Source organism: Streptomyces sp. SP18CS02, from assembly GCF_036322365.1.
GTDB lineage: Bacteria > Actinomycetota > Actinomycetes > Streptomycetales > Streptomycetaceae > Streptomyces.
Genome location: NZ_JAQYXC010000263.1, coordinates 1 through 16,364, shown reverse-complemented (window position 1 = coordinate 16,364; position 16,364 = coordinate 1). Strand labels below are relative to the sequence as shown.

The 16,364-nt window shown below is 71.4% G+C and carries 14 protein-coding genes; 7 read left to right on the top strand and 7 right to left on the bottom strand.

Annotation, left to right across the window (positions count from 1 at the left end; translation table 11 throughout):
* Positions 1–42: 42 nt before the first annotated feature.
* Both PUR26_RS06790 and PUR26_RS06785 read left to right on the top strand, forming a co-directional pair.
* Positions 43–615, top strand: a complete 573-nt coding sequence (locus tag PUR26_RS06790) for a GNAT family N-acetyltransferase (RefSeq protein WP_329870200.1) — start codon at positions 43–45, stop codon at positions 613–615.
* A 31-nt stretch (positions 616–646) separates the two neighbouring features.
* Positions 647–1,837, top strand: a complete 1,191-nt coding sequence (locus tag PUR26_RS06785; protein ID WP_329870198.1) for a winged helix-turn-helix domain-containing protein — start codon at positions 647–649, stop codon at positions 1,835–1,837.
* A gap of 63 nt (positions 1,838–1,900) precedes the next feature.
* On the opposite strand, the gene PUR26_RS06780 is transcribed toward PUR26_RS06785, so the two are convergent.
* From PUR26_RS06780 to mtnA, 7 genes are all read right to left on the bottom strand, one after another.
* Entirely contained in the window at positions 1,901–2,671 is a 771-nt protein-coding gene (locus tag PUR26_RS06780) for a response regulator transcription factor (RefSeq protein WP_329870196.1), read from the bottom strand.
* A gap of 185 nt (positions 2,672–2,856) precedes the next feature.
* Positions 2,857–3,543 carry a ribosome hibernation-promoting factor, HPF/YfiA family gene (hpf, locus tag PUR26_RS06775; RefSeq protein ID WP_329870194.1) on the bottom strand — a complete coding sequence of 229 codons (687 nt, stop codon included), beginning with the start codon at positions 3,541–3,543 and terminating at the stop codon, positions 2,857–2,859.
* Between the two features lie 307 nt (positions 3,544–3,850).
* Positions 3,851–4,135 (bottom strand): ComF family protein, encoded by a 285-nt coding sequence (locus tag PUR26_RS34615; RefSeq protein ID WP_443076992.1) that lies wholly within the window; start codon positions 4,133–4,135, stop codon positions 3,851–3,853.
* 665 nt (positions 4,136–4,800) lie between these two features.
* A complete protein-coding gene (locus PUR26_RS06765) occupies positions 4,801–6,663 on the bottom strand; it encodes an LpqB family beta-propeller domain-containing protein (protein ID WP_329870190.1) in 1,863 nt (620 codons plus the stop codon).
* Positions 6,653–8,683, bottom strand: coding sequence for an MtrAB system histidine kinase MtrB (mtrB, locus tag PUR26_RS06760; protein WP_329870188.1), 2,031 nt, complete (start codon positions 8,681–8,683; stop codon positions 6,653–6,655). Before mtrB ends, PUR26_RS06765 begins: the two co-directional genes overlap by 11 nt.
* Position 8,684: 1 nt before the next feature.
* The gene (gene mtrA / locus PUR26_RS06755; protein ID WP_329870186.1) at positions 8,685–9,374 is read right to left on the bottom strand and encodes a two-component system response regulator MtrA; all 690 of its coding nucleotides are present in this window, start codon (positions 9,372–9,374) and stop codon (positions 8,685–8,687) included.
* A 4-nt stretch (positions 9,375–9,378) separates the two neighbouring features.
* Entirely contained in the window at positions 9,379–10,530 is a 1,152-nt protein-coding gene (mtnA, locus tag PUR26_RS06750; RefSeq protein WP_329870184.1) for an S-methyl-5-thioribose-1-phosphate isomerase, read from the bottom strand.
* Positions 10,531–10,712: 182 nt separating this feature from the next.
* Here mtnA and PUR26_RS06745 point away from each other — a divergent pair, with 182 nt between their 5' ends.
* Genes PUR26_RS06745 through PUR26_RS06725 form a run of 5 tightly spaced genes read left to right on the top strand, consistent with a single transcriptional unit; the run spans position 10,713 to position 16,137 of the window.
* A complete protein-coding gene (locus PUR26_RS06745) occupies positions 10,713–11,945 on the top strand; it encodes a DUF7544 domain-containing protein (protein WP_329870182.1) in 1,233 nt (410 codons plus the stop codon).
* A gap of 25 nt (positions 11,946–11,970) precedes the next feature.
* Positions 11,971–12,633 (top strand): DUF4129 domain-containing protein, encoded by a 663-nt coding sequence (locus PUR26_RS06740; protein ID WP_329870180.1) that lies wholly within the window; start codon positions 11,971–11,973, stop codon positions 12,631–12,633.
* Positions 12,630–13,835 carry a DUF4350 domain-containing protein gene (locus PUR26_RS06735; protein ID WP_329870178.1) on the top strand — a complete coding sequence of 402 codons (1,206 nt, stop codon included), beginning with the start codon at positions 12,630–12,632 and terminating at the stop codon, positions 13,833–13,835. The genes PUR26_RS06740 and PUR26_RS06735 overlap by 4 nt, the downstream gene beginning before the upstream one ends.
* Positions 13,832–14,815, top strand: coding sequence for an AAA family ATPase (locus PUR26_RS06730; protein WP_329870176.1), 984 nt, complete (start codon positions 13,832–13,834; stop codon positions 14,813–14,815). Before PUR26_RS06735 ends, PUR26_RS06730 begins: the two co-directional genes overlap by 4 nt.
* Before the next feature lie 11 nt (positions 14,816–14,826).
* Positions 14,827–16,137, top strand: coding sequence for a DUF58 domain-containing protein (locus PUR26_RS06725; RefSeq protein ID WP_329870174.1), 1,311 nt, complete (start codon positions 14,827–14,829; stop codon positions 16,135–16,137).
* Positions 16,138–16,364 lie beyond the last annotated feature (227 nt).

The following is a 16,364-nucleotide window of genomic DNA, read 5'->3' as shown; positions in this document are numbered from 1 at the left end:
AAAGTGGTCGCACACCGTCACTCTGCGTATCACAATCCCGTCATGGAGCCCGTCACCCTCACCACTGAACGCCTGCTGCTCCGCGCCTTCGTGCCCGCGGACTCCGAGGAGGTCCGCGCCGCCTGCCAGGACCCCGGGATCCAGCGCTGGATACCCGTCCCCACCCCGTACGAACGGGAGCACGCGGACGAGTTCGTGGGCCGTACGGTGCCGGACGGCTGGCGCACCGACACCGCGTACACCTTCTCCGTACGGCTGCGGGAGGGCGGCCCGCTCCTCGCCTCTGCCAGCCTCCACCACCCGCGCGAGGGCGCCTGGGAGATCGGCTTCTACACGGTCGGGGAGCACCGGGGCCGGGGGTACGCCACGGAGACGGTGCTGGGCCTGGCCCGCTGGGCCTTCACCGAGCTCGGCAGCGCCCGGCTCGAATGGCGCGCCCAGGTCGGCAATACCGGCTCGCGCACCGTCGCCGAGCGGGCCGGCTTCACCGTCGAGGGCGTCCTGCGGTCCGCCATGGACCACCGGGGGACCATGAGGGACTGCTGGGTGGCCTCCCTGCTCCCCTCCGACCTCGGGCTGCCCGGCTCCCGGCCGTACCTGCCGGCCGGGAACTGACTGTCAGTGGCTCGGTCTATCGTGCGTGAGCATGACGACCCTGCCTCCTGCCGCCGCCGACCTCTCCGCCGACGAGGCCCGTCGCATCGCGCTGCGCGCCCAGGGCTTCCTGGGCGCCCCCGACCGCAGAGCGGGTGTGCGCGGCGTGCTGCGCCACCTCGGCGCCGTACAGCTGGACACCATCTCCGTGCTGGCGCGCTCCCACGAGCTGATCCCGTACGCGCGCCTCGGGGCGGTCGGCCGCGCGACCGTCGACGACGCCTACTGGGCGAGCACGGCCGTGGGCACGTCCCCGGCACGCCCGCACGCCTTCGAGTACTGGTCGCACGCGGCGTGCGTCCTGCCGGTCGAGGAGTGGCCGCACTTCGCCTTCCGCCGCCGCGCGTACCGTGCCCGCCCGCACTGGTACCACGACCTGCCGGACGGCGCCTATGACGCGGTCATCAAGCAGCTGCGGGCCGAGGGCCCGCTGACGGCCACGGAGCTCGGCGGCGCCAAGAACGGCGGCGAGTGGTGGGACTGGTCGGAGTCGAAGGTCGCCGTCGAGCGGGCGCTGATGTACGGAGAGGTGGTCTGCACCCAGCGGCGCGGCTGGAAGCGGGTCTACGACCTGGCCGAGCGGGCCATCCCGGACGACCTGCTCCACGACGAGCTGGACGACCACGAGTGCCTGCGCCGTCTCGTCCGGCTCGCGGGCCGGGCGCTGGGCGTCGGCACCCGCGCGGACATCGCCGACTACCACCGCCTCAAGGGTGAGCAGTTCGACGCGGTGATCGAGGAGTCCGGGCTGGTGCCGGTGCGGGTCCAGGGGTGGGAGAAGCCCGCCTGGGCGGACCCCGAGGCACTGGCGAGCGAACCGCGCGGCCGCCACCGGACGACTCTGCTGTCACCGTTCGACTCGCTGATCTGGGAGCGGGCCCGCACCGAGCGCGTCTTCGGCTTCACCCACCGGCTGGAGGCCTACGTCCCCAAGCAGAAGCGGGTCCACGGCTACTTCGCGATGCCGCTGCTGGCGGGAGGCAGGCTGCTGGGCCGGGTCGACCCGGCGCGCGAGGGCACGACCCTGGTGGCGAGGCAGGTGTCGCTGGACACGGCGAAGGCCGCGGAACCGATGGCCCGGGCGCTGCGCGAGGCCGCCGAGTGGGTGGGGTGCGATTCCGTACGGATCGAACGCGTCGACCGCCCGGAACTCGCCGCCGCGCTGACGGCGGCCCTGGCCTGACGGGCCCCGCCCCCGGCGCCGGCCGGCCCGGGCCGGGGGCACCCGCGCCCTCGTGGCCGCCGGTCACCTGATTTCGAGGATCTTCTCCCGCATCGCGTACACGACCGCCTCCATCCTGGAGTGCAGCTGCAGCTTCTCCAGGATGTTGCGGACGTGGTTCTTCACGGTGTTCTCCGAGATGAACAGCTCTTTGGCGATGTCCCGGTTGTTCATGCCGGTGGCGACCAGCTTGAGCACCTCCAGCTCCCGGTCGGTCAGCCGTGGCGCCGGCACCAGACGGCGTTCGTCGGTGCGCTGGATCATCGACTTGAACTCGGTGAGGAGCTTGGACGCCATCGAGGGGCTGATCTGCGACTGGCCGTCGGCGACCGCCCGGATCGCGGTGGCGACCTCGTCGGTGGAGATCTCCTTGAGGAGATAACCGGTCGCGCCCGCCTTGATCGCGTCGTAGAGGTCGGCCTCCTCGTCGCTGATCGTCAGCATGATGATCTTGGCGCTGGGGGCAACCTCCTTGATGGAGGTGCAGGCCTCGATACCACCGCGCTTCGGCATCCGTACATCCATCAGGATGATGTCGGGCAGCAGGTCGGCGGCCTTGTCGACGGCTTCCGCGCCGTCGCCCGCCTCACCCACCACCTGGATGTCCTCCTCCTGGGCGAGGACGATCTCCAGACCGCGCCGGAAGAGGGCGTGGTCGTCCACCACCAGGACCCGGATGGGCTCCCGGGACGCGCCGCCGTCCCTGTCGGAGCCGGGATCGCTTCCGGGACCCGCGCCGTCGAGCGGGGCGCCGGGGCCGCCCTGGTGATACACCGGGCCGAAGCTGTCCGCCATCGTTCCTCCCCCTGAAGGCCGGGGCCTGAAGTTCATGTTCCGTCCGCCAACCTCGGTTCACGGAGCACCGGTTGGCGCACGGCGTCATGATTTCATGCCCGGACGGCGAAACGGTGATCCCGCGGTCGCACGAGGGTGCCCCTGGGGGCGCACAAGCGCGCTCCAGGGGCACTGTCCGAGCGGGGTCAGCCGCCGAGCGCACCACCGGCGCCGCCCGCCTCGGAACCGGCGAGCGGGTCGGACTCGAGGTGGATGACGCCGTAGTCGTACGCGTGTCGCCGGTAGACGACACTGGGCTGCTTCGTCTCGGAGTCGACGAACAGATAGAAGTCGTGCCCGACCAGCTCCATCTCGTAGAGCGCCTGGTCGAGCGTCATCGGTGCGGCCGTGTGGTTCTTCTCGCGGACCACCAGCGGTCCCTCGCCCTGGACTTCGAGCGAGCCCATCCTGGTGGTCGGAATGCTGTCGCTGTCGTCCGCGCCCAGCGCGCCGGTCCCGTTCAGCCGGGCGACGCCCGGAACGGTGTCGGCGACCTCGGCGGCCGACAGTCGGCCGCTGCCCCGGCGTGTGTGGCGCTTGTCGTGCTGCTTGCGCAGCCGCGCCTCCAGCTTGCCCGTGGCAAGATCAAGCGCTGCGTACGGGTCGCCTGCAGCCGCCTCCGCCCGGATCACCGGACCTCGGGAGTGAAGGGTGATCTCCACGCGGTCGGACCGGTCGGCCTGCCGCGGGTTGTGCTCCTTGGACACCTCGACGTCGAGGCTGATCACCTTGCCGTCGAGCTTCTGGATCTTGTCCAGCTTCAGCTTCTCGGCCACGTGCTTGCGGAACCGCTCGGGCACCTCGGTCTTGCGGCCCTTGACGACGATGTCCACGCAGAACTCCGTTCCCGGATCGCTCCGTCCAGCTCCCTGGCCGGCGAGCTCTCCCTTTTGCACCAGACCCCGGTGAACACCGGAGTCTCGGACTAGGCGACTTCGACCTCCTCCTCCCCCGTCGGCAAGATCCCCATTCCACCGACTTGGATGTCCTGGCCGCTACCGGAAAGTGCCCGGAAGCACGTCAGTGCATTCGGTGAAGCGCGGCTTTCGCCATTCCTCACAGACCGAACATAGCTCGCTCGGACGGGTGTCGGCACCCGCTACCAGCACGTACGTCCGATCAGGTGTTTCCGTTCCCTCACTAGCTGCAACGATGCGTCTTCCCCGTCAGTTCCGGTTTATGGAACGAGATCAGCGGCGCGGCGACAACTGCTGCGCCCACCTGGCCGAATGCCGCGGACGAACCGTCCGTCGCGGCACGCAGTGCCCTGGCGGCCTCGACCAGCGAAGCACCCGTGGTCATGAGATCGTCGACCAGCAGCACCCGCCCGCCCGCCATCAGCCGCTCCGCCCCGGCCACCGCCTCCAGGGCACCCGCCATGTTGACCAGCCGCTGCCGGGCACCGAGGCCCGTCTGGTCCGCCACCTTTCGCCTCTGACGCAACACGGGCAACACCCGCACCGCTGTACCCGTACGTCTCAGTTGCCCGGCAGCCGCCCATGCGATCCGCCGGGCCGCGTCGTGCCCACGTGCCCGCACCGCACGTCGGGCGGACGGCACGGGCACCAGGAGCAGGGGCCCGGCCCCGAGCCCGGCAGAGGGTGGTACGGAGGCCCTCACGGCCCCCGCCAGGGCAAGGCCCAGAGGCTCGGCCAGCCCCAGTGCGCCTCGCTCCTTGTGACCCAGGAGAACCGCCCGCACCGCGTCCGTGTAGGGCGCGGCCGCGTGGACGACCGGCAGCCCCGCAGGCTCCGGCGCCGGCCTGACCCTCCCGGGCTCCGCCCCGTACAGCGCCTGCCCGCACCGCTCGCACAGCCGGGTGCGCGGACGGCCGCAACCGCCGCAGGCCATCGGCAGCACCAGCCCGGCGATCTCCCGCCACCACACCCGCATGCGTCCACTCTGGGGCCCGGGCGGACCGCTTGCCACCCCTGTGGAAAACCTCGTCGAGGCCGTGGGCAGGCCGCGCGGCACGGGGCAGGGCACGCGTGCGGGACACCCCATGCGGGCCCCGCGTCAGGCCCGGCCTGCATGGGGTGCCCGGAAGGGGGTACCCGTGGCGCCGGGAACCGGACTCTCGACGAGCCGGATCAGCCGGGGTAGACGGGGAAGGTCCCCTTGCCCTTCTCGACCATGGGCTGCCAGTTGGCGCCGGACTGGAGACGCACGATGCCGTCGTCCGGGGAGGACGCCACCAGGGGCACCCGCTCGTCGTTGGCCGCCGCGACCGTCTGGACCTGGTTCAGACCGGGGATACCGGCGGCGGACGTCGAACCGTCCGTCTGGATGTACCGCACCTGCTGGACCCCGCCGGCCAGTTTGCCGAGCACCACGAGCCTGCTCGGGCCCGCCCAGGAAACCGAGGTCACGGACTCCATGCGGGGGGCGACGGACTCCAGGTCCACCACGGCGGCCGACCGTTGCGTCCCGGAGCCGTGGCGCTCCACCCGGCCGATGTGCAGGGTGGTCTTGTCCCCCTTGCCCAGCAGCAGCGCGATCCGCACCCCGTCCTCGGAGACCCGCAGCGCCTCGATCCGCACGCCGTCCACGAGCCAGGGGGTCGTGACGGTCAGCGCCTCACCGGAGCCACCCGGCACGAGCACCAGTCGCGGCCCGGCCGCGTCCCGGTCCGCGACCCACAGATCGCCCCGGCCGTCCCAGCTCGGCGCGGACAGCCGCTCGGCGGGCCGCTTGCCCTTGCTGCTGACCAACGGCTCGGGAAGCTCCGCCTCCGAGACGATGGACGCCACCCTCAGGTCCTGGCCGTCCTGCGTCACCGCGGCGGCGTACCGCTCGTCCCGCGCGACCGCGACCGAGCCCAGCTTCACCACGCCGTTGCCGAACGGCCCCAGCACCGGCTGCGGTTCACCCACGTCCTTCGCGGCCACCTCGAGCTCCGCCAGCTGACCACCGGCATTGATGAAGTAGGGATTCTCGGGAATGCCGGCATTGGGATCGGCCACGAAGTTTTCCTTCTGGTTCTCACCCAGTGTGCACAGCGGCGAACCGTCCGAACGCTGCAACGCCACCTGCTCCACCCTGGTGGGCGTCAGGTCCCCGACGGTGAAGAGCAATTGCGCCGCCATTTTCCGGCACTGCTCCCGGCCGACATTGTCCGCCTTGTCATTGAGCGGCACCGTCAGCGTGTTCTGGTCGTCGGGCGTCAACGACTTGACGTCCTTCTTCAGCGTCGTACCGGTGGGAAAACGCGAATCGACCACCGGCTTCAGCCAGTTGGTCGGCCCGTCGAGCAACGCCTTGACCGTCTGCGCCACGGGATCCATCCGTGTCACCGGGTCCTGCCGCTGCCGGATGTACACCGGATCGGCCACGACCCAGTTCCGCCCCGAAGCGAAGTAGTACTTGTTCACGGAGCGGTAGTTGCGCTGGAAGTCCGACTCACTGAGCACGAGCCCCGGCGGCAGGCTGTCGATCCGCCACTCCTTGGCCTTGCCCTCCGCGCCGCTGCCCACCTGGACGAGGTGGATCGATCCGGAGTACTCGGCGGGCGCCACCGGCCGGTAGGCGTGCCGGCCGTCGACCGTCGCGATCTGCTGGCCGTACAGGGGGTAGACCAGCCCGGGCGACTCCAGCCTGCTGCTGGGCTCCGGCTGCTTGCGGTCCGGGGCGGCGGTGAGGACCGTGGTGCGCTCCTCCGGTCTCCAGGTGCGCGCCGCCTGCTTGGTCAGGTACTTGCGGGCCGTGGCGAACCCCGGATCGTCGCCGGTCATCGCTTCCAGGAACCCGTCGACTATCTCACCCGGCTCGGCGTTCTCCCGGGGCATCACCGGGTACACCCGCACCTGGGAGTCCCCCGGCTTCGATGCCTTCACGGCGGTGACATCACCGCTGTCGGGCATCGACGCGCACCCGGCCAGCAGCCCGGCGCACCCGAGCAGCGCGACACCCCGCACCCTGCGTCCACGGCCGTGCCGACGACGGTCAGCGCCCACGAGTCGTGCCCTCCCGCTCAGAGTCCTGCGTGGACGGGGCCCTGTCGCCCGCCCGCTCGCCCGTGCCGCGCGCGACCACCCGGGCACCGCTGCCCGGCAGGGCGGTCGGATCGGCTGCGGCCTGCGCCTGCCGGGGCGGTATGGCCGTCCTCGGCGGTACGGACAGCGGCGAACGGTCCACTCCGGCCTGCCCCGGCACCGTGGCGCGGCGCGCACCGTCCTGTGCGTCCTGCGCGCTCTCCGCGGCGGCCCGCTCCCGGTTGCGCCGGGAGTCCTCCGGCTCCAGCGGTATGGGCGAACCCCGCAGCGGCTCGTCCGCCGTACGCGGCAGCGTCAGCCGGAACTGCGAACCGCCGCCCGGCTCGCCCCAGGCCTGGAGCCAGCCGCCGTGCAGCCGCGCGTCCTCGACCGCGATCGAAAGGCCGAGACCGGTACCACCGGTGGTCCTGGCACGAGCCGGGTCGGCCCGCCAGAAGCGGTTGAACACCCGGGTCGCCTCACCGGGCTTGAGACCCACGCCGTAGTCACGCACCGCGACCGCCACCGCACCGCCCGCGGCGGCCATCCGCACCACGACGTCCCTGCCCTCGCCGTGTTCCACGGCGTTGACGACCAGGTTGCGCAGCACGCGCTCGACGCGGCGCGCGTCGGCCTCGGCGACCACCGGCTGCTCGTCGCCCACGACGACGATCCGCCCGCCCTTGCGCTCCGCCAGCGGTTCGGCGCCGCCGATGACCCTGCGGACGACCGCGCGCAGATCTATCGGCTCGGCCTCCAGCGCCGCCGCCCCGGCGTCGAAGCGGCTGATCTCCAGGAGATCGGCGAGCAGTGACTCGAAGCGGTCCAGCTGGTCCCCCAGCAGCTCCGCCGACCGGGCGGTCACCGGGTCGAAGTCGGCGCGGGCCTCGTGGATGACGTCGGCGGCCATCCGTACGGTGGTCAGCGGCGTGCGCAGCTCGTGCGACACGTCGGAGACGAACCGCCGCTGCATCCTCGACAGCTCCTCCAGCTGCTGGATCTTGAGCTGGAGGTTCTGCGCCATTTTGTTGAAGGCTTCACCGAGGCGGGCGATGTCGTCCTCACCGGTGACCTTCATGCGTTCCTGCAGCCGGCCGGCGGACAGCCGCTCGGCGATGCCCGCCGCCATGCGTACGGGTGTCACGACCTGCCGCACCATGAGCCAGGCGATGGCGCACAGCAGAACCACGACGAACAGTCCTGCCGTCGCGAGCGTCGTCTTGACCAGCGAGAGCGAGTCCTCCTCCTGCGTCAGCGGGAAGAGGTAGTAGAGCTCGTAGGAATTGCCCTCGATGTCATTGAGGCGCTTGCCGATGACCAGGCCCGCCTCGGACCTCTTGCCGTCCGTGTAGGTGATCCGGGTGTACGTCTGGAACGTCCCGGTCCCCTGTGCCACCGACTCCCGCAGCCCGGCCGGGATGCTCCGCGCGGGCTCCACACCACCCGACGCGCGGGCGCCGCGGCTGGGGGCCGTGCCCTCCAGGTCGGAGCTGAGCGCCACCACGTTGAAGGCGCTCTGGCCTCCGCTGGCGAGCTGCACGACCAGGTCGGACCGCCAGTTCAGCGAGGACCGCGCCGTACCGGCCGCCGCGCCGTCCTGCCCGCCCGGGGCGGGAGGAGCGCTGGCCGAGTCCTGGGCCGCCGAGAAACCTCCGGACGCCTGGCTCTGCGCCGCCCTCTCCTTGGCGTCCAGCAGGCCGTTGCGCATCTGGCCGATGACCACGAAGCCGAGCAGCAGCACCACTCCGAGCGACATCAGCAGCGTGCCCGCGACCACCCGCAGCTGGATGTTCCGGCGCCACAGCCGCAGGGCGGGCAGCAGCGGACGGCGCACCCAGCGCGCCAGGAGCCGGAGCACCGGACCACCCGGCGCCCCGTCCTGGAGCAGCCGGCCGCCCTGGAACAGGCGGCCGACCCGCGAAGAATCACGCCCCGGCCCGGCAGCCCGCCCCGCACGGACTCCCGGGTTCCCGGGCTTCGGAGCAGCGGTGCCGCGGGACATGTCAGCTCGGTCCGGCCTTGTAACCGACACCACGGACGGTCACCACGATCTCCGGCCGCTCGGGATCCTTCTCGACCTTGGAGCGCAGCCGCTGCACATGCACGTTCACCAGCCGCGTGTCGGCGGCGTGGCGGTAGCCCCAGACCTGCTCCAGCAGCACCTCTCGGGTGAACACCTGCCACGGCTTGCGGGCCAGGGCGACGAGCAGATCGAACTCCAGCGGGGTCAGCGCGATGGACTGCCCGTCCCGCTTCACGGAGTGACCCGCGACGTCGATGATCAGATCGCCGATGGTGAGCTGCTCGGGAGCGGGCTCCTCGGACCTCCGGAGCCGTGCCCGGATGCGCGCGACCAGCTCCTTCGGCTTGAACGGCTTGACGATGTAGTCATCGGCCCCGGACTCGAGCCCGACCACCACATCGACGGTGTCGCTCTTCGCCGTGAGCATCACGATCGGCACGCCGGACTCGGCCCTGATCAAGCGGCAGACCTCGATGCCGTCCCGACCGGGCAGCATGAGGTCCAGCAGTACCAGGTCTGGCTTGGCCTCCCGGAATGCGGCAAGTGCCTTGTCGCCGTCCGCTACGAACGACGGCTCGAAACCTTCTCCACGCAACACGATGCCGAGCATCTCGGCCAGTGCGGTGTCGTCGTCGACGACAAGGACGCGTCCCTTCATATTCGACATCATCCCATTAGCTAATCGTTACCCGGCGTGACCTGGCACACAGCTCGGCAATTCCTTCTCCGGTCACCGGGGACACCGCCCCCAGCTCCGTGACGATCGCCGTCACCAGCTCGGGCGGCGTGACATCAAACGCCGGGTTGTAGGCCCGCGTTCCGAGCGGCGCCACCGGCAGTCCCGTCCCGGCGCCGGGTCCACTCACGGCCACCTGTGGCGGAACTGTGAGCTCCGTCACTTCCTGGCCCGGGCGCTGCTCCACCTCTATCGCGGCCCCGTCCGGGGTGTCGAGGTCGATCGTGGTGCGGGGCGCGACCACGATGAACGGTACGTGGTGGTACTTGGCCAGCACCGCGAGCGGGTAGCTCCCCACCTTGTTGGCCACCGAACCGTCGGCGGCGATCCGGTCCGCCCCTATGAGCACGGCATCCACCTCGCCCGCCGCGAAGAGCGATCCCGCCGCGTTGTCGGTGAGCAGCGTGTACGGCAGCCCGTGCCGCGCGGCCTCGTACGCCGTCAGCCGGGAGCCCTGCAGCAGCGGCCGGGTCTCGTCCACCCACAGCCGCCGCAGCCGGTCGGCCCGGTGCGCGGCGAGGGCCACGGCGAACGCCGTGCCTTCGCCGCCCGACACCAGCGCGCCGGTGTTGCAGTGCGTCAGGACACGGTGCCCACCGCCCGGCAGCAGCTCGTCGAGAAGGGCCAGGCCCCGGACCGCCATCTCCGCACTGGCCGCGGCGTCCTCCCGGTGCAGCTCACGGGCCTCGGCCAGCGCGGCCTCGGCCGCCTCCCGCCGGTCCGCGCCCTTGTCGGCCGCGGTCCGGTACGCCGCTGCCGCCCGCCGTACCCCGTATCCGAGGTTCACCGCGGTGGGTCGCGCGCCGGCGAGGAGCTCCGCCGCCTCCTCCACGTCATAGCCGCGAACGGCGGCCAGGGCCACCCCATAGGCACCGGCGAGCCCCAGCAGGGGCGCGCCCCGGACCGCGAGGATCTGGATCGCCCGCACCAGCGCCGGCACGTCCGTACAAACCAGTTCGACTTCCTCCGCGGGCAGCCGCGTCTGGTCCAGGAGGACCACCACCGGCCCCTCCGGTGGCTCCTCCCAGCGCAGTGCCGGGAGCGGGGGCGGCTCGATGCGAAGGGGAGTTTGTGCGTACTGATCAGCCATCCGCCCAGTCTGCCCGCTGAACCACCGACAATGAAGGTACGAACGAGATCCCGACCGAGACCCGGCGGCGATCGACGCGTGGCACGATGGCTGCCAACCTGCCGCCCCTCCACGCGGCCCGGCACTGCGACCGGGCCGGCGCGACGAGACGGCCCCGCGACCAATCCACGAGGTGGACGACCGTGAACGACACTCCGGGCTGGGCCTCGCCCGGATCTGCCCCGTCCGACGGCCAGGGCGATGCCGCCCCCCGTCCCGCCGGGCCCACTGAGCCCGCCGACGGGAACGGCGCCGCTTCCAAGTGGTCCAAGGACCAGCCGCCCGCCTCCCAGTGGTCCCCGCCCACACAGGCCGGACCGTCCCGCCAGACCCAGCCCGCTCCCCCCGGACCGGGCTGGGGCGGGCCCCAGCAGGGCTACGGCCGGCCGCCGGCCGCGAAGCCGGGCGTCATCCCGCTCCGTCCCCTGGGCGTCGGCGAGATCCTCGACGGCGCGGTCTCGACCCTCCGTGCCCACTGGCGGACGGTGCTGGCCATCACGATCACCGTCTCCGTCGTCACGCAGATCGCCGACATCCTCCTCCAGCGCTATGTGATGCCGACGCCTCCGGACGTCGATCCCGACGCCAGCCCGTCGGAGGTCCTGAACCAGTCGGTCGAGTCCCTGAAGGTGAGCCTCACCTCCCTGGGACCGACGATGCTCATCACGCTCATCGGCACTTTCATCACCACCGCGCTGCTCACAGTTGTGATCAGCCGCTCGGTACTGGGACGACCGGTGTCTCTCTCCGACGCCTGGAGCGAGGCCCGTCCCCGGCTTCTCCAGCTCCTCGGACTGACGGTGCTGCTGCCGCTGATGAGCGCGGCGATCATGTCGGTGGGCTTCGTGCCCGGGCTGCTCGTCGGCTCCGAGGCGGGCCTCGCGCTGGCCGTCCTCGGCGGTTTCGCCGCGGCCCTCGTCGTGCTCTGGCTGATGATCCAGTTCAGCCTCTCCTACCCGGCGCTCATGCTGGAACGACGTGGGGTCATCGCCTCGATACGCCGCTCCGCCAAGCTGGTCAGGGGCGCCTGGTGGCGCATCTTCGGCATCCTGACGCTGACCATGCTCCTGACCCTGCTCGTATCGATGATCATTTCCATCCCGTTCACCGTCATCGCGCTGATGGTCGACGGCGACGGCATCGGCGGTCTGCTCACGGGCTCGACTCCGGAGTTCGGCTGGCCCTTCCTGATCATCACGGGCATCGGAGCGGTGATCGCCTCCTCGATCACCACGCCCATCGCCTCCGGCGTCAGCGTCCTTCTCTACGTGGACCAGCGCATCCGCCGCGAGGCCCTCGACCTGGAGCTCGGCCGCGCCGCTGGCGTACCCGGCTATGGTGCCGCCCCGCCCGGCGACGCCGCCCCCGGGAGCTGATGCGGTGCCGAACACGGGGGGACCGATGACGGCGCGGCTCGCACCGCACGACGACGTACCGGTGGGCATCCCTCGCGGCCCGGCCCGCGAGGCCGCGGAGCGGGAGCTGTCCAAGCCGATGTACCACGAGAACGATCCCAGCATCCTGGAACGGGCACTCGACCGCTTCTGGGAGTGGGTCGGCGGCATCTTCGAATCCGCCTCCGGGGCCGCCCCCGGGGGCGTACTCGGTCTCGTGGTCATCGTCCTGGTCGTCCTGGCCCTCATCGGTGCCCTGTGGTGGCGGCTCGGCAGTCCGCGCCTCGCCCCCGCCGGCTCGGACCCGCTGTTCGACAACAGCCCCCGCAGCGCCTCCGCGCACCGCGCCGCGGCCGACGGACACGCCGCCGCCGGGCACTGGAACCACGCCGTCCAGGAACGGATGCGGGCGATCGTGCGCTCCTTGGAGGAGCGGACCGTCCTGGACCCGCGCCCCGGCCGCACCGCCGACGAGGCCGCCGCGGAAGCGAGCCGCACCCTCCCCGGGCTCGCCGGCGAGCTGCGTGCGGCCGCCCGGGAGTTCGACGACGTCACATACGGCGGCCGCACCGCCGACCAACGCGCGTACCAACGGCTCAAGGACCTGGACACCGCGCTGGAACGGACCAAGCCGCAGCTGGGTGAAGCCGTCCGGGGAGCGACCGGATGACCGCCACGTCCACCTCGGCCTCCCTCACCCCCGGCCAGCTCTGGGCGCGCGTCCGCGGCCTGCTCATCGCACTCGGCATCCTCCTCCTGGCCGCGATCGTCATGGCCCTGGTCCGCTCCGGCGACCAGCACGGCCGGCTCGACCCCCGCTCCGCCGACCCCCAAGGCAGCCGAGCCGTCGCCGAGCTCCTCAGAAACAGGGGGATCACCTCCACGGTGGCCACCACCCTCGACGAGGCGGTCTCGACGGTCGGCCCCGCGACCACACTTCTCGTCACCGCCCCCGATCTGCTGACGGAGAGCCAGCAGACCACTCTTCACGAGGCGACGAAGTCCGCCGGGGGCCGCACGATCCTGCTCTCCGCCGGCGCTCCCTCCCTCGACACACTGGCTCCCGGGGTGCGTTCGGACTCTCCGTCCCCGGTGACCGTCCGCGCCCCGCGCTGCGCGCTGCCCGCCGCGCAGCGCGCGGGCGACGCCGAACTCGGCGGGGAGCGCTACGCGACCGACATCCCCGGCGCCGACGGGTGCTACCTCAGCGACGGCATGCCCACCCTGCTGCGCCTGCCGGGCTCCGCCGACGGCGACACCGTCCTCCTCGGCTCCCCCGACATCCTCTACAACGACCGCCTCGCCCACCGGGGCAACGCGTCGCTCGCACTTCAACTCCTCGGTTCCCGGACTCACGTCGTCTGGTACCTCCCCTCACTCAGTGATGCCTCCGCCACCCGCGACGGTGACGGCCATGACGGAAGTGGTGAAGGCGGCGAGAGCACCTTCGTCGAACTGGTCCCCTCCGGCTGGCTTTGGGGCACGCTTCAGCTCGCTCTGGCCGCTGTCCTCGCCGCCATCTGGCGCGCCCGTCGCCTCGGTCCCCTGGTGACGGAGCGCCTGCCCGTGGCCATCCGCGCCTCGGAATCCACGGAGGGTCGCGCCCGCCTCTACCGCAAGGCCAACGCCCGTGACCGGGCAGCCGCCGTACTGCGGTCCGCCACCCGCACCCGGCTGGCTCCTCTGCTCGGCGTCCCCCTGACGGACGCCCACGCACCGGAGACACTGCTCCCCGCCGTCTCCGCCCGGCTCGCGTCCGGCGACAGGGACCTTCGCCCCCTCCTGTTCGGCCCGGTCCCCACCGACGACGCCGCCCTCACTCTCCTCGCCGATCAACTCGACGCCCTCGAAAGAGAGGTACGCACCTCATGAGTGCCCCGACCCCCGAGACCCCTGAGAACTCGGACAGCGCCCGCTCCTCACTGGAGGCCCTGCGCACCGAGATCGCGAAGGCCGTGGTCGGGCAGGACCCCGCCGTCACCGGGCTCGTCGTCGCACTGCTCTGCCGAGGTCACGTACTGCTCGAAGGAGTTCCGGGCGTTGCCAAGACCCTGCTCGTCCGGGCACTCGCCGCTTCCCTCCGACTCGACACCCAGCGCGTCCAGTTCACACCGGACCTGATGCCGAGCGATGTGACGGGCTCACTCATCTATGACGCCCGCACTGCCGAGTTCTCGTTCCAGCCAGGCCCGGTCTTCACCAATCTCCTGCTGGCGGACGAGATCAACCGCACTCCTCCCAAGACCCAGGCATCCCTCCTGGAAGCCATGGAAGAACGTCAGGTGACCGTCGACGGAACCCCGCGCCTTCTCCCTGAGCCGTTCCTCGTGGCTGCCACCCAGAACCCGGTCGAGTACGAGGGGACCTATCCCCTGCCCGAGGCCCAACTGGACCGCTTTCTGCTGAAGCTGACGGTTCCCCTGCCCTCACGGGAGGACGAGATCAACGTCCTGACCCGTCACGCAGAGGGCTTCGATCCGCGCGACCTGCACGCGGCCGGCGTCCGCCCGGTGGCCGGACCGGCCGAGCTGGAAGCTGCCCGCGCCGCTGTCGCCAAGACCTCGGTCTCCGCCGAGGTCACCGGCTACGTCGTCGATATCTGTCGTGCCACTCGTGAATCCCCCTCCCTGGCTCTCGGCGTCTCGCCCCGCGGCGCCACCGCCCTGCTCTCCACTGCCCGCGCCTGGGCCTGGCTCACCGGCCGCGACTACGTCACCCCGGACGACGTGAAGGCCTTGGCCCTGCCCACATTGCGCCATCGCATCCAACTCCGCCCCGAGGCCGGGATGGAGGGAGTCACCTCCGACTCCGTCATCACGTCGATCCTCGCCCACGTCCCCGTCCCCCGCTGAGGCTGTGGACAGTGGCACTCACCGGACGAACCGCGCTTCTCGCAGCCATCGGCTCGCTTCCCGTCGGCATCCTCGCCCCCAGCTGGGCGGGGATGCTCGCCGTCAACGCGCCTCTCTCCCTCGCAATTCTGTGCGACTACGCGCTGGCCGCGCCAGTGCGGCCGCTCCAGTTCACCCGAAGTGGTGACACATCCGTTCGACTCGGTGAAAGTGCCACGGTCCAGCTGACCGTCACGAACCCCTCGCGTCGCCGTCTGCGCGCCCACCTCCGCGATGCCTGGCCACCCAGCAGCTGGCTGCCCGGCGCCGACGGGTCGACGTCCCGGCACGGTCTCACCGTCCCCGCCGGAGAGCGCAGGCGTCTCACCACCCTTCTCCAGCCCACGCGCCGGGGCGACCGCCACGCCGACCGTGTCACCGTGCGCTCCTTCGGTCCCCTCGGCCTGGCCGCCCGCCAGGGAAGTCACAGGGTTCCGTGGACGGTCCGCGTGCTGCCGCCCTTCACCAGCCGTAAGCACCTGCCTTCCCGACTGGCCCGCCTGCGCGAGCTGGACGGCCGCACCAGCGTGCTCACACGAGGCGAGGGCACCGAGTTCGACGGCCTCCGTGAGTACGTCCCGGGCGATGACGTCCGCTCGATCGACTGGCGAGCGACCGCACGTCAGTCGACCGTCGCCGTACGCACATGGCGACCGGAGCGCGACCGCCACATCCTCATCGTGCTGGACACCGGCCGCACCTCCGCGGGTCGTGTGGGCGACGTCCCCCGCCTCGACGCAGCCATGGACGCCGCCCTCCTTCTCGCTGCGCTCGCTTCCCGAGCCGGCGACCGGGTCGGCCTTCTCGCGTATGACCGCCGCATCCGCGCCAGGGTCCAGGGCCACGCTGCGAACGATGTGCTTCCGGCTCTGGTCGGCGCCCTGGCCCCGCTGGAGCCCGAGCTCATCGAGACCGACGCCCGGGGGCTCAGCGCGGCCGCACTCGCCCATGCCCCGCGCCGGTCCCTGATCGTGCTGCTCACCGGATTGGAGGCCTCCCCCATCGAGGAAGGTCTTCTTCCGGTACTTCCGCAGCTCACCGAGCGGCACACCGTCATCGTGGCCGCGGTCGCCGACCCCCGCACCGAAGAGATGGCGAAGGCCCGGGGCAGTGTGGACGCGGTGTACGAGGCGGCCGCCGGCGCACAGACCCAGGCCCAGCGCCGACGCGCCTCCGAGCAGCTCCAGCGCCATGGCGTCACTGTGGTGGACGCTTCCCCGGACGAACTCGCCCCGGCTCTGGCCGATGCCTATCTCGCTCTCAAGGCCGCAGGGCGGCTCTGACACCACTCGACACCGAACGTCCTTTTCCTTTTGCTGTGCTGTTCTGTGGGACGCGCCTGCACGACACCACAGTGAAAGGCAGGACGGGCCCTGGGAGGCAGTGGAAAAAGCCCCTGAACGCAGGAAAGCCCCGCACCATAAGGTGCGGGGCTTTCCCACAATGATTGTTCGGCGGCGTCCTACTCTCCCACAGGGTCCCCCCTGCAGTACCATCGGCGCTGAAAGGC

Bases quoted from the DNA above. Each gene is read 5' to 3' on its own strand.
- PUR26_RS06780 (WP_329870196.1), bottom strand. From the start codon at position 2,671: ATGGCGGACAGCTTCGGCCCGGTGTATCACCAGGGCGGCCCCGGCGCC.
- PUR26_RS06785 (WP_329870198.1), top strand. From the start codon at position 647: ATGACGACCCTGCCTCCTGCCGCCGCCGACCTCTCCGCCGACGAGGCC.
- mtnA (WP_329870184.1), bottom strand. From the start codon at position 10,530: ATGGCTGATCAGTACGCACAAACTCCCCTTCGCATCGAGCCGCCCCCG.
- PUR26_RS06790 (WP_329870200.1), top strand. From the start codon at position 43: ATGGAGCCCGTCACCCTCACCACTGAACGCCTGCTGCTCCGCGCCTTC.
- mtrA (WP_329870186.1), bottom strand. From the start codon at position 9,374: ATGATGTCGAATATGAAGGGACGCGTCCTTGTCGTCGACGACGACACC.
- PUR26_RS06730 (WP_329870176.1), top strand. From the start codon at position 13,832: ATGAGTGCCCCGACCCCCGAGACCCCTGAGAACTCGGACAGCGCCCGC.
- mtrB (WP_329870188.1), bottom strand. From the start codon at position 8,683: ATGTCCCGCGGCACCGCTGCTCCGAAGCCCGGGAACCCGGGAGTCCGT.
- PUR26_RS06740 (WP_329870180.1), top strand. From the start codon at position 11,971: ATGACGGCGCGGCTCGCACCGCACGACGACGTACCGGTGGGCATCCCT.
- PUR26_RS06735 (WP_329870178.1), top strand. From the start codon at position 12,630: ATGACCGCCACGTCCACCTCGGCCTCCCTCACCCCCGGCCAGCTCTGG.